Source organism: Winogradskyella pacifica, from assembly GCF_013403915.1.
Taxonomy (GTDB): domain Bacteria; phylum Bacteroidota; class Bacteroidia; order Flavobacteriales; family Flavobacteriaceae; genus Winogradskyella; species Winogradskyella pacifica.
This window is the reverse complement of record NZ_JABFDI010000008.1, coordinates 106,357-119,074: the sequence shown is the minus strand read 5'-3', so window position 1 is coordinate 119,074 and position 12,718 is coordinate 106,357. Positions and strand designations below refer to the sequence as shown.

Sequence of the window (12,718 nt, the reverse complement as noted above, 5' to 3'; positions counted from 1 at the left end):
TTGTTATTGTAAAACGATAATTATGAATTCTGCAAAGACACTTTATGCGATACTAAATGTTATTATTTTCCTTTTACTAATTGGTATTGGTTTGGGAATTTTTGTTTTAGCAATGGTTCTATTTGGTATAGAACAGGATTTGATTGGTTTAAAACACGATGCATTAGTTTTTAAAACAGAGAGAATGCTTTATATTTTTACCTTTTTAGAGCTTTTGGTTTATGCTGTTTTTGTCGATGCGCTTTGGAAATTAAGAAAGGCGACAAAATTGTTATTAAAAAATGATTTTTATAATATCGAACTTATAAGTGGAATGTTTAATTCTGGAAAACTTATGATTCTTTCTTCAGTAGCTTTATGGTTTATTGATGAGATTGGCAATATGTTTTATAAACGGCAAGTTATACTTGGCTTAAGTGAAAAAACATTGGTCTATTTATTAATAATTGCGATGGGATTATTTTTAATGCTAATGAGTACAGTGCTTAGAGATACTAAGGCAATAAAAGAAGAGAATGATTTAACTGTTTAATTATGTCCATAATAGTCAACTTAGATATCATATTAGCCAAACGTGGCATGAAGAGTAACGAACTCGCTGAACTAGTTGGGATCACAACCGCAAACCTTTCTATTTTAAAAACAGGAAAAGCAAAAGCCATTCGGTTTTCAACCTTAGAAGCCATTTGTAAAGCTTTAAATTGTCAGCCTAGTGACATTCTAGAATACGTAGAAGATTAAAAGGTTTTAAAAATTAGTATCTTGGGTGTCTAAAAATTGAATAGATGCGAAGCCTAATTTTATTACTGTCATTTTTATGTTTAGTGAATTGCAACGAAGACAAAACTTCTGAAACAGAATTAACAACTACAGTAAGTTCAAACTATACCATTTCATTTGAAAATGCAGTGCATCATGAAGCTGAAATCACGGCTACTTTTAAAGGTTTAAAATCCGGTGAAGCCGTATTTAGAATGTCCAGAAGTTCACCAGGACGCTATGCTATTCATGAATTTGCTAAGAATGTTTACAACGTAAAAGTTACAGATAGTGAAGGCCATGTGCTAGAAACAACACGTCCCGATCCGTATTCTTGGACCGTAAACAATCACGATGGCACTATAGTAGTTAATTACACCTTATACGCTAACCATGGTGATGGTACGTATGCGCAAGTTGATGAAACCCATGCGCATCTTAATATGCCTGCAACCTTTATGTATGCTCCGAGTTTGGAGAATGACACTTTCAACATTGAATTTAAACCACGCGAAGACTTAAACTGGAAAATTGCAACGCAGTTAAAGCTCGTAGAAGGGAATACTTATTCCGCTGAAAACTTACAGTATTTTATGGATAGTCCAACTGAAATTAGCGACCATATGGTACGTTCGTTTGAGGTGGATGGTCAAAAGATCAATTTTGCATTGCACCATAATGGAACCGCAGCTGAATTTGATGCCTATTTTGAAAAGGTTAAAAAAACAATCTTACAACAAAAAGCGGTTTTTGGAGAATTACCAACCTTCGATTACGGAGAATACACGTTTTTAGGGTGTTATATTCCTAATGCCACAGGTGATGGTATGGAACATCGAAACTCTACCATTGTCACCAGTACGCGAAGTTTAGCCGATGGAGCAGATCGTAATATAGGGACGGTGTCTCATGAGTTTTTTCATTGCTGGAATGTAGAACGTATACGACCACAAAGTTTAGAACCTTTTAATTTTGAAGAAGCCAACATGAGTGGAGAGCTTTGGTTTGCTGAAGGATTTACCAGTTACTATGATGATTTAACCTTAACCAGAGCCGGACTTATAGCACAAGAAGATTATATAAAAGGATTGACAGGCACTTTTAATTACGTTTGGAATTCGCCAGGACGACAGTTTTTTAATCCTATTGAAATGAGCTATCAAGCTCCATTTGTAGATGCCGCACGTTCTGTAGATGATATCAATCGCGACAATACTTTTATTTCCTATTATTCGTATGGCAGTATGCTAGGTCTGGCTTTAGATTTATCACTTAGAACAGAAAACTTGAATCTAGACGATTATATGAAACAGGTTTGGAAGACCTACGGAAAAACGGAAACCTATTATACCATTGCGGATTTACAGCAAACGTTAAAGGATTATGCTGGTGCTGAATTTGGTGATGCTTTTTTCAACAATTACATCTATAAAAGCGGCATGCCAGATTTTGAAACCTTGTTTAAAACGGTTGGTGTGCAATTAAAACAAAACACGGAGCAGCCTGCTTTTGGATTGCGTTTAAATAATCAAGTGATTACAAGTAATACAATGGTCGGTTCTGGAGCTTATACCGCAGGACTCGAAAAAGGAGATAAATTACTTAAAATCGATGGTGTTGAACTCAATGAAACTTCAGACTTAAATAAAATTTTAGGTACTGTGAGACCTAACCAAACAATCGATGTGATTTATGAGCGCTTCGGAAAACAACGCACTGTAAAACTCACTTTAGATGCTGATACGTCTTATGCTATTTCAAGTTTAGATGATTTACCTGAAGTGACTAAAGCAAATCGTGATGCTTGGTTGGGAAGTAAGTAGGGTTTGACAACTTTAGGTGTTTTAGCGGTTTCTAATATCCTAAAGGTTCTTGTTTCGTATGCCGAACACGAAGTATTCTAATTTCGGATTTGTTTATTTGATAGGCTATACGGTAACAATAAATTTCAAAAGCACTAAAGGTTCCATCGTTATTTTTGCGATACTTGTCTAAAGGATGAATTTCAGGATTGTATTTTAAGTTGTTCGTTGCAGAAAAGATTTCATTTCTTACGTTTTCAGCAGATTGCAACGAGTCTTTTTTTATATAATCGAAAGCTTCTTTTAATTGCAATAATGCTAATTTCCGCCAAACAATTTTTACCATTGATCAGCTATTTTCTTAGCCTCGTTTTGGGTGTAAAATTCTCCTTTTTCGATATCTTCAATTGCTTCATCTATCTCTTTATTATAGTCCTCTAAAGTAATTCTTTCAGAATTTTGTAATCCATTTTTTAGGACGTATTCTAATTTATCTAAAAGTGTTTCATTGACTTCAAATAGCTGTTGTATAAACTTTTGTTTTCTTGCTTCTAAATCCATCGTTTTAATTCTCGTATGTTATAAAAATACAATTTCTCGTTCATATGTTTTGTTTTTCGAATTTTTGTCACCTGAGAGGTTGTAATTTCTAGCGACGTCGATTCGGCAATAGCGGAGGAGGTTCGCCATTAAACGGGTTAAAACGACTAATGGTTTTTGCTTCCATACCAGCAGCACTCATTACAGCTCTGTCGCCATAACGTTCGCGCATTTTATCCATGGCTTTGCTGAGGTTGAGGTGCATTTCATTGTCTTCAAACAGATTTATTTGATGGCCTCCTTCTACCAAATGACTAAACTTTACGCCAATCAATCTCACCAAAAGTCTGCGATGGTATAGTTTTTTGAATAAATCTAATACCACAGGAATAAGCATATGATCCATGGCGCTATAGGGAATACGTTGTTGTTGCGTGTACGTCTGAAAATCGGAATACCGAATCTTAAACGTGACGCAAGCCGTTAACTTATGACCACGACGTAATTGGTAGGCTAAATTTTCTGTCATAGCAACCACCATCCCTTTAAGTTTGGTAACATCTGTAGTGTCTTGATTAAACGTACGCTCTGTAGAAATAGATTTACGCTCGTGGTACTGTACTACAGGAGAATTGTCTATGCCATTGGCTTTTTTCCAAATAACAAGACCGTTTTTACCTAATACTTTATGCATGAGTTCCATGGGCATTTCTTGTATGGTATGAATGCGTTTTACACCCAAATCACACAAAGCTTTGTAAGTGACATTACCAACCATAGGTATCTTTTTAACCGAAAGTGGAGCCAAAAATGGTTTTTCGGTACCAGAAAGAATCCGAATCTCGTTATTGGGTTTGGCTTCTCCTGTGGCAATTTTAGAAACCGTTTTGTTAAGTGATAAGCCAAAGGAAATAGGTAAGCCAGTTTCTTTGATGATTTTCTGACGTAATTCGGAAGCGAGTTTGTGGCAACCGAAAAATTTATCCATTCCGGTAAGATCGATGTAAAATTCATCTATTGATGTTTTTTCATAAAGCGGTACGCTTTCTTTAATCACATCGGTAACAGCGTTTGAAAATTTGGTGTATACACCAGAGTTTCCTCTAAGTATAATAGCTTCAGGACAAAGCTGTTTTGCCATACGCATTGGCATCGCAGAATGAATGCCGAATTTTCGAGCTTCGTAACTACAAGATGCCACCACACCTCTGTCGCTTGTGCCTCCAATAAGAATCGGTTTTCCGTTAAGGCTACTATCGGTATGTCTTTCGCACGATACAAAGAACGTGTCTAAATCCATGTGTACGATGTTGCGGTTTTTGTTCATTTTTAATTTGGGTTTTCTTTCCTGTGAGATTTAAAAACACCCCTAATGAGCTTCGCTCGGTATCTTCAACAAAAGCATTCGCTTTTTATTTCGATAATCCTCAAGGGGACAATTAATAAAAAAATCTTTTAGATTTTTTTATTCGCAACAGTGAGACTGTCCCCTTGAGGGGACTTTAGGGGTGTGAAATCCAACTAACAATTTTATTATAAAAGCGTAGTTCACGTCAGGTCGAGTGGCGATTTTTGGAGCTAAAGCGGAAAAAATTATTGTATCGAGAACCTTTTGATTAATAAATGCTTCTCGATACAATTTACTCGTGCCTCATAAGTCACCCGTAGTGATAAGTAGGTTTTAATCTTTATGCTTGTGCCTGTTTTAGGTCTTGAAAGCTTTTCTTATTCTGAAATGTAGGATTCAAAGATTTTACCGCATAACGCGGGTCTTCAATAATGTCTAGTCTTTCAAGTTTTGAAACTTCAATCGTTACACAATCAAATTCTACCATTACTTTTCCTGTAATGCTATAAATGCCTTTGCCTCTAAAAGGATATTTAGCTGCAATAGGAGGGAAGTGAACCGTGTCTAAAAAATCACCATCACGATCTAAAAAGGTGCCAAAATGCATCATTTTTCCGTTCGCCGTTTTGGTGTTTTTGGTCGTAATCAAGTAGCCTTCAATGATAATGAGTTTGTTTTCTAGTTGTATGAGGTGTTTCGCGCGTAAATTACTAATCGAATGTGTTTTTAATAAATAAAATGGATTACAAAGGCTAAATCCTAATAATTCAATCGAATCGAAAGCGTTTTCTAGGTCTGTACTAGGTAGTTCAGGTGTGCTGTAATTGATACGTTCGGTTTTAAACAGTGTAACGACGTCTTCTTTAATGACGGTTTTACTAATTTTTAAATGGGCTTCCCAAAGCAATTCACGTTTATTAATTCCTGTAAACCGAAAGGCATTGATTTTAATTAAAATCGAAATCTGTTCAATAGAGATTGATACACGTTCTATAAAGTCGTCGAGCGATTCAAATTTGCCATGTTCTTGTCGTTCATTAAGAATACGATTTATGGTTTTAGCTTCTAAGGATTGTAAAAACATAAAGCCTAAATAGATCGTTTTCTCTTTTATAACGGCTTGGGTAAACGACTTATTAATACATGGTGCTTCAATAATACCATTGTGCATTCTAGCTTCATGGACATATAATTCTGTGTTGTAAAATCCACCAAAATTATTAATGGTCGCTGTCATATATTCCAGCGGATAATAGGCTTTTAGGAATAGACTTTGGTAACTTTCTACGGCATAAGAAGCAGAATGGCCTTTGGCAAACGCATAACCAGCAAAACTTTCAATTTGTCGCCAAATATTAGCAACCAAATCTTCAGGTTTTCCATCGTGTTTACAATTGTCAAAGAATTTTTGTTTCACTTTGGCAAACTCATCTCGCGATCGGAATTTTCCAGACATACCACGACGCAACATATCTGATTCGCCCAAATCTAAACCACCAAAAAGGTGAGCTACTTTAATGACATCTTCTTGGTATACCATAATACCATAGGTTTCTGGCATAATTTTCTGTAAAACAGGATGTGCTTCTTTTCGTCTTTCGGGATAACGGTACCGTAAAATGTATTCGCGCATCATACCACTTTTTGCAACGCCAGGTCTAATGATAGAACTGGCAGCGACTAAGCCCAAATAATTATCGACTTGTAATTTTTTTAATAGCATACGCATGGCTGGAGATTCTACATAGAAACAACCAATGGCTTTAGCGTTACGCAACAAATCTTTAATGCGTTCGTCTTTTTTAAACCCTTTAATATCGTGAATGTCAATTGGAGGTTGGTCTTTGTGATTAGCATCAATTATTTCAACTGCTTCCTTTATTTTTCCTAAACCACGCTGACTCAGAATATCAAATTTGTACAGACCAATATCTTCAGCAACCACCATATCAAATTGTGTCGTCGCAAAACCTTTTGGAGGCATAAATGTGGCACAATACGAATGAATGGATTGTTCTGAAATTAAAATACCACCAGCATGAATCCCTAAATAATTAGGAAACCCTTCAATATAGGTGCTGTATTTAATGACGAGTTGCGATAATTGATCGAGTTCATTACGATTATATTTTCCTCGGGTTAGTTTATCCATTTCTGACTTCGGTAAACCAAACACTTTTCCTAATTCGCGAATAGACGCTCTAAATTTAAAGGTGTTATAGACCGCAATAAGGGCTGTGTGTTTAAACGTGTTAAAAATATAGTTGGTAATATCATCTCTATCTCTCCATGAAAAATCGAGGTCGAAATCTGGTGGATTCTGACGAAAGAGATTGATGAAACGTTCAAAATATAAATCGAGTTCAATAGGATCTACATCTGTGATTCGTAGTAAATACGCAATAATACTATTGGCACCACTACCACGACCAACGTAGTAATAATTTTTACTTCGGGCGTATTCTAGGATTTTCCAATTGATGAGAAAATAGGAGACAAAGCCTTTTTTTTTAATGATATGAAGCTCTTTTTCAATACGATCATAAACCTTCTGTTCCACCTTAGTGCCGTAACGATAGTTAATGGCATCATAAGTCAATTGTTTCAGTAACTGATAATCTGAAGTTTCATTTTCAGTTAGACATTTTTGGTTTTTAGGCTCGGTGTTTTCAAAATCAAAAGTAGTTGTGCAGTCTTCTAAAAGTTGCTCTGTATTACTGATGAGTTTTGGAAATTCTGAATAGGTCTCACATAGGTCGTTATACGGTAGCATCATATCATTTTCGTGACCTTCTTCGGACTTTGGAAGCTTACTCAATAAGGTGTTATTATCAATAGCTCGTAATAAACGATGGGTGTTGAATCCTTTTTTATTCTGAAAGGACACCGTTTTTAAAACCACGAGTTTATGTTTGAATTCATTCCATTTTGAGAATTTTAAGGTATTAAGATCTTGAGGAGTAATGCCTAAAAACTCATTGGATTTTAATTCGAAATGATTTTGGTTTTGATAGGGATAAATCACGAAGCAATCCTCTAGGTCTTCATCTGGTCGTTCTGGGATTTGTAAATCGTGATTGTGAAGAAATTTAGAGAGGTAGGTGTTAATATTTTGAAACCCTTGATTGTTTTTGGCGATAAGAATGAATTGCTGTTGTACACCATTTCTGAAATCGACACCAAGCACGGGTTTTATTTTGTATTTTTTTGATAAACGCATAACATCCAAACACGCAGACGTGCTATTAATATCAGTTAGCGCAAGTGTTTGAACACCATTTTCTGATGCAATAGCAAGGAGTTGTTCTGGTTTTATGGTTCCATAACGAAGGCTGTAATAGGTGTGACAATTTAAATACATAATAAAAAAACGTTGTTTTTTTGATAATAGACCGCTTTGCTTTTAGAGTCAAGAACAAAGACGTAATTTTAACTAACTGACAAGCAGGTGTTAATAGATTGGCGAAAATATTAGTTCTCTATCCTTGATTATTTCTAAGAGCAGACTGTAAAATTAGCTACTATGTGTAGTTTTTATTGCTTATATTTGTAGTAATATTTGAAAAAGTTAAGAGTGAAGAGTTAGGAGTGAAGAGTTAGGAGTGAAGAGTTATTGTAAAACTTGATGGTTTGAAATGATTTAATTCTGAGATTTTCGAGATAATTTTAACACAAGAAATGAGAATTTATACTTCCAGCATGTCGCTTTTTTTAATGCATGACTAATAAAAATAAAATTATAGATGAAACCGATTCAGGCTAATATAAAACATTTACGGACTCTAAAAAAGCTCTCTCAAGAGCGCTTTGCTGATGAATTAAACTGGAGTCGCTCAATGGTGGGTTCTTATGAAGAAGGGCGTTCAGAGCCGCCAATAGACCGCTTAATAGACTTATCTAACTTCTTTGATATCCCTATTGATATTTTAGTAAAAAATGATTTGCGTAAAGCCAAAGACACATCGTTTATTGAAGTCGGAAACAAGCGTGTGTTATTTCCTGTAACTGTCAATGAAGATAACGAGGATTTAATTGAAATTATCCCAGCAAAAGCATCCGCTGGTTATTTGTCGGGTTACGATGATCCGGAATATATAGAACAGCTTCAAAAGATTAAATTACCGTTTTTACCAACTGGGACACACAGAGCATTTCCTATTAAAGGAGATTCTATGTTACCTGTAAAAGATGGTGCGTTTATAGTCGCAAAATTTGTTGACGATATTAGAGATGTTAAAAGCGGACGTACGTATATTATACTAACTAAGGATGATGGTTTGGTGTACAAGCGGATTTATATTCCTGAAGGAGACATTTCAAATTTGTTGTTAAGCTCAGATAATAAAACGTATCAACCCTATTTAATTCCACGCGAAAACATCTTAGAAATATGGGAATTTACATGCTGTATTAATACTCAAGAATACGATGAAAAAGAATTAAAATTGAGTAGTATTATGATGCTATTTCAAGAATTGAAGGTTGAATTAGAGGCGGTAAAACGACTATAATATTTTTATTGTTGGGCATAAAAAAAGCGCGAAATGAAATATTTCGCGCTTTTCTATTTTATAGTAAGATGTGTTAGTCTGCTAAAATAATTAGCTTATTATCTTTTAATTCTAATGTTCCAGAATTAATCGCTAACCAAAATCCTTTATCCGATTTTGTAAATTTTGCTTCAACCTCTTTTTCTAATTGAATGTTAGTTCCATCAACCTTTACATGTCCTTCTTTAAGAATAGAGACAATAGGGGTGTGATTGTTTAACATTTGAAATTCACCATTTACTCCAGGAACAGTTACTGAAGTAACTTCTCCGCTAAATAATGTGTCTTCTGGTGATACAATTTCTAAGTACATATTTTATAGTTGTTTGTTATTAGTTGATGGTTGTTGGAAAACTAGCAACCAACAACTATAAACTATTAACCAATTATGCTTCAGCTAACATTTTCTCTCCTGCTTCAATAGCTTCTTCAATAGAACCTTTAAGGTTAAATGCTGCTTCTGGTAAGTGATCTAACTCACCATCCATAATCTGATTAAAACCTTTAATTGTTTCTTTAATATCTACTAAAACACCTTTAAGTCCTGTAAACTGTTCTGCTACGTGGAATGGTTGAGATAAGAAACGTTGTACACGTCTTGCTCTACCTACAGCCATTTTATCTTCTTCAGATAATTCCTCCATACCAAGAATAGCAATAATATCTTGTAATTCTTTATAGCGTTGTAATAACTCTTTTACACGTTGTGCACAGTTATAATGCTCATCACCTAAAATGTCAGCAGTAAGAATTCTTGATGTAGAATCTAATGGATCTACCGCTGGGTAAATACCTAACTCTGCAATTTTACGAGATAATACTGTAGTTGCATCTAAGTGAGCAAACGTTGTTGCTGGAGCCGGATCCGTTAAATCATCTGCAGGTACGTATACCGCTTGTACAGATGTAATAGATCCTCTTTTTGTTGAAGTAATACGTTCTTGCATTGCACCCATTTCGGTTGCTAATGTCGGTTGGTAACCTACTGCAGAAGGCATACGACCTAATAATGCAGATACCTCAGAACCAGCCTGTGTAAAACGGAAGATGTTATCTACGAAAAATAATACATCTTTTCCTTGTCCTTCACCAGCACCATCACGGAAATATTCTGCGATAGTTAACCCTGAAAGTGCCACACGAGCACGAGCTCCAGGAGGCTCATTCATTTGTCCGAATACGAAAGTCGCTTTAGATTCTTTCATTCCAGATTTATCAACTTTAGATAAATCCCATCCGCCTTCTTCCATAGAATGCATAAAGTCATCACCGTATTTAATAATACCTGACTCTAACATTTCACGAAGTAAATCGTTTCCTTCACGTGTTCTTTCACCAACACCTGCAAATACAGAAAGTCCACCATGACCTTTTGCAATATTGTTAATCAACTCCTGAATCAATACTGTTTTACCAACACCAGCACCACCAAATAAACCAATCTTACCACCTTTTGCATAAGGCTCGATAAGGTCGATTACTTTAATACCAGTAAATAAAACTTCAGTAGACGTTGATAAATCTTCGAATTTTGGAGCTTGTCTGTGAATCGGTAAACCAGCATCACCAGCTTTAGGTAAATCTCCTAATCCATCAATAGCATCACCAATAACGTTGAAAAGACGTCCGTAAACATCATCGCCAATTGGCATTTGAATTGGAGCACCAGTGGCATGAACTTCTGTTCCTCTACTTAAACCATCTGAAGAATCCATAGCAATAGTACGTACCGTGTCTTCACCAATGTGAGATTGTACTTCTAATACTAATTTTGAACCATCTTGGTTATTAATTTCTAATGAATCATAGATCTTTGGAAGCTCTGAACCAGCAGCGAATTCTACATCGATAACTGGGCCTACGATCTGTGCAACTTTACCTGTAACTTTTGACATTACTCTTATGTTTTTGTTTTGCAATAGTTTAAATCTGAAAAACAGCTAACGCAATCTAGTTGACTGCGTACGTTTTTCGCGCTGCAAAGATAGGAGTTTTAATTTAAATATTATATGAAAATTTATGGCTTTTTTAAGCATAAAAAACGCTCTCAAATTGAGAGCGTTATCTATACTAGTATTTATGTTTTTTTTATTGTAGTGTAGGAGGAAAGTTTGTTGGATAATTTCCTGCATCTACAAAATTACCTGAAGCCTCAAAATTAGATCCGTACGTTGTATCTATAACTCTCATCATCTCATTTGCCATTAAAGCATATCCTCTAGATGTTAAATGAACTCCGTCTAAACTAATTAATCCTCCAGAAACTAAATCTGTTGTAAGAATAAAATCACCTGAAGCAAATCCTGTTGTAGATGCTTGTTCTAAAATTGATTTAAAATCTACAAAAGCAAGTCCTTTACTTGTCGCTATTTCATCAATAGTTTCGTTATAAGCATCTGTTGCTCTTTTGATAGCGAACTGTTCACTTGGAATTAATACCCACTTATCTGCTAAAGGAAGTGTAATTCCTTCTGCTGAAAACTGAGCAGCAAGTGCAGAAGGTAAACCTTGTAATTCTAATGCAGCAGCATAATCTTCATTTACAGTACCGATTATTGAACTACTAGGTAGAACTAATAAATCAGCAGCAGTAGCTTGCCTTGTTTGTCCGTAAGTGTTTCCTAATAAATTAGCTACTAATGGCACTGCTTGCGCAGGTAATCCAAATTGTGCAATAAAAGCAGGGAATGTTGGACTTGCATTTAATGCTCCTGCAATTGTAGCAGAAATATCATCAAGGGTTTCATCTTTAATAACTACAGCACTTGCAGCTGTTTCAGAAAAAACGATGGCTCTACTAGAATCTACAGCATTAAAAATTGGATTTAAAGCTCCAAAAATTGAATTCAATAATGGAATTTGAGGTCCGAAAGCTTCATTTGTTGGATCTAATGGATTGTGAGGTACTGTTGTAAAATGTGCTAATGTTGTAATGTAAGGAAGATTAGCAACCACACCTTTTGCTCCATTTGCCGTTAAAGCATCTACAGTAGCTGAAAATGACGCTGCAAATACATTAGGATCCGTTATATCATTTGATCCGTAAGTTGAAGGATCAATGTTTCCTAATTGGTCAACTCCAATACCACCAGAAGTTGCATAGGATAGTACATCATTTCCACCTATTTCAGATAGGGTAAAGAATGTTGGGTTTTGACTTACAGCATCTCCTAAAACCGTTGCCGTAGGGCTTGAGGCCATTCTTCCAAAATAAGGATTTAAAGAACCATAACCAGCGATACCAAGATGAAAACTTTTAGCTCCTGGAATACCATAGTTATTGAATGATCCTGACAGTACATCAGAAATTTGTGTTGTTGGAGTTGCAGGTAGAACCGCAGGGCCACTACCATTAAAGAATAATCTAGGAGCTACTACTATTGTAGTTCCTGATACAAATCCACCAATATTATCATTCATTAAAGGTTGTGTAAAGCTACCTCCACCAACTAAAGCAAATTTTTGAGATAATAAATTTGGAAATGAGTTTTGTTGACCAGCAATAAATAAAGCGTTATCCATGAAGCCTCCAGAAAACGAAGCTCCTACAGCAATGTACTTTGAGAAATCAGCTTCACCTTGTGTTAATGCTGGTAATGTTACTTCTGTAGTAGGATTATCTAATTGGCTCTCAAAATCTGCTTCATCATTACATGCTGTAAATCCAATTAGGACAGCGGATAGTAATACATATTTTATATTTTTCATTTTGCTATTTT

The 12,718-nt window shown here is 35.4% G+C and carries 11 protein-coding genes; 4 read left to right on the top strand and 7 right to left on the bottom strand.

Annotated features, from left to right (window positions below; genetic code table 11):
* The first annotated feature begins 22 nt into the window (after positions 1–22).
* Genes HM984_RS09060 through HM984_RS09050 form a run of 3 tightly spaced genes read left to right on the top strand, consistent with a single transcriptional unit; the run spans position 23 to position 2,582 of the window.
* Positions 23–532, top strand: coding sequence for a hypothetical protein (locus HM984_RS09060; protein ID WP_179348934.1), 510 nt, complete (start codon positions 23–25; stop codon positions 530–532).
* A 2-nt stretch (positions 533–534) separates the two neighbouring features.
* The gene (locus HM984_RS09055; RefSeq protein ID WP_179348933.1) at positions 535–741 is read left to right on the top strand and encodes a helix-turn-helix domain-containing protein; all 207 of its coding nucleotides are present in this window, start codon (positions 535–537) and stop codon (positions 739–741) included.
* 44 nt (positions 742–785) lie between these two features.
* Positions 786–2,582, top strand: coding sequence for a M61 family metallopeptidase (locus HM984_RS09050; protein WP_179348932.1), 1,797 nt, complete (start codon positions 786–788; stop codon positions 2,580–2,582).
* A 31-nt stretch (positions 2,583–2,613) separates the two neighbouring features.
* Here HM984_RS09050 and HM984_RS09045 read toward each other — a convergent pair whose 3' ends face one another.
* From HM984_RS09045 to HM984_RS09030, 4 genes are all read right to left on the bottom strand, one after another.
* On the bottom strand, positions 2,614–2,907 hold the full coding sequence (locus tag HM984_RS09045; protein ID WP_179348931.1) for a type II toxin-antitoxin system RelE/ParE family toxin: 294 nt from the start codon (positions 2,905–2,907) through the stop codon (positions 2,614–2,616).
* Positions 2,901–3,122 carry a hypothetical protein gene (locus HM984_RS09040; RefSeq protein ID WP_179348930.1) on the bottom strand — a complete coding sequence of 74 codons (222 nt, stop codon included), beginning with the start codon at positions 3,120–3,122 and terminating at the stop codon, positions 2,901–2,903. Before HM984_RS09040 ends, HM984_RS09045 begins: the two co-directional genes overlap by 7 nt.
* Positions 3,123–3,210: 88 nt before the next feature.
* Complete coding sequence (dinB, locus tag HM984_RS09035) at positions 3,211–4,428, bottom strand: DNA polymerase IV (RefSeq protein ID WP_179348929.1); 1,218 nt, start codon at positions 4,426–4,428, stop codon at positions 3,211–3,213.
* Positions 4,429–4,789: 361 nt separating this feature from the next.
* Positions 4,790–7,810 carry a DNA polymerase III subunit alpha gene (locus HM984_RS09030; protein ID WP_179348928.1) on the bottom strand — a complete coding sequence of 1,007 codons (3,021 nt, stop codon included), beginning with the start codon at positions 7,808–7,810 and terminating at the stop codon, positions 4,790–4,792.
* A gap of 382 nt (positions 7,811–8,192) precedes the next feature.
* Here HM984_RS09030 and HM984_RS09025 point away from each other — a divergent pair, with 382 nt between their 5' ends.
* Positions 8,193–8,960: an XRE family transcriptional regulator gene (locus HM984_RS09025; protein ID WP_179348927.1), complete on the top strand. Its 768-nt coding sequence runs from the start codon at positions 8,193–8,195 to the stop codon at positions 8,958–8,960.
* A 73-nt stretch (positions 8,961–9,033) separates the two neighbouring features.
* Here the strand turns inward: HM984_RS09025 and HM984_RS09020 are convergent, their stop codons facing one another.
* The 3 genes from HM984_RS09020 to HM984_RS09010 all read right to left on the bottom strand — a co-directional run bounded on the left by HM984_RS09020 (position 9,034) and on the right by HM984_RS09010 (position 12,707).
* The gene (locus tag HM984_RS09020) at positions 9,034–9,312 is read right to left on the bottom strand and encodes a F0F1 ATP synthase subunit delta/epsilon (RefSeq protein ID WP_115810764.1); all 279 of its coding nucleotides are present in this window, start codon (positions 9,310–9,312) and stop codon (positions 9,034–9,036) included.
* A gap of 73 nt (positions 9,313–9,385) precedes the next feature.
* Positions 9,386–10,894 carry a F0F1 ATP synthase subunit beta gene (gene atpD / locus HM984_RS09015; protein ID WP_115810762.1) on the bottom strand — a complete coding sequence of 503 codons (1,509 nt, stop codon included), beginning with the start codon at positions 10,892–10,894 and terminating at the stop codon, positions 9,386–9,388.
* A 193-nt stretch (positions 10,895–11,087) separates the two neighbouring features.
* The gene (locus tag HM984_RS09010) at positions 11,088–12,707 is read right to left on the bottom strand and encodes an SGNH/GDSL hydrolase family protein (protein WP_179348926.1); all 1,620 of its coding nucleotides are present in this window, start codon (positions 12,705–12,707) and stop codon (positions 11,088–11,090) included.
* Positions 12,708–12,718 lie beyond the last annotated feature (11 nt).

What these genes read in the sequence shown, in the direction of transcription:
- HM984_RS09010 (WP_179348926.1), bottom strand. Translation starts at nt 12,707, where the DNA reads ATGAAAAATATAAAATATGTATTACTATCCGCTGTCCTAATTGGATTT.
- atpD (WP_115810762.1), bottom strand. Translation starts at nt 10,894, where the DNA reads ATGTCAAAAGTTACAGGTAAAGTTGCACAGATCGTAGGCCCAGTTATC.
- HM984_RS09030 (WP_179348928.1), bottom strand. Translation starts at nt 7,810, where the DNA reads ATGTATTTAAATTGTCACACCTATTACAGCCTTCGTTATGGAACCATA.
- HM984_RS09040 (WP_179348930.1), bottom strand. Translation starts at nt 3,122, where the DNA reads ATGGATTTAGAAGCAAGAAAACAAAAGTTTATACAACAGCTATTTGAA.
- dinB (WP_179348929.1), bottom strand. Translation starts at nt 4,428, where the DNA reads ATGAACAAAAACCGCAACATCGTACACATGGATTTAGACACGTTCTTT.
- HM984_RS09020 (WP_115810764.1), bottom strand. Translation starts at nt 9,312, where the DNA reads ATGTACTTAGAAATTGTATCACCAGAAGACACATTATTTAGCGGAGAA.
- HM984_RS09060 (WP_179348934.1), top strand. Translation starts at nt 23, where the DNA reads ATGAATTCTGCAAAGACACTTTATGCGATACTAAATGTTATTATTTTC.
- HM984_RS09025 (WP_179348927.1), top strand. Translation starts at nt 8,193, where the DNA reads ATGAAACCGATTCAGGCTAATATAAAACATTTACGGACTCTAAAAAAG.
- HM984_RS09050 (WP_179348932.1), top strand. Translation starts at nt 786, where the DNA reads ATGCGAAGCCTAATTTTATTACTGTCATTTTTATGTTTAGTGAATTGC.
- HM984_RS09055 (WP_179348933.1), top strand. Translation starts at nt 535, where the DNA reads ATGTCCATAATAGTCAACTTAGATATCATATTAGCCAAACGTGGCATG.
- HM984_RS09045 (WP_179348931.1), bottom strand. Translation starts at nt 2,907, where the DNA reads ATGGTAAAAATTGTTTGGCGGAAATTAGCATTATTGCAATTAAAAGAA.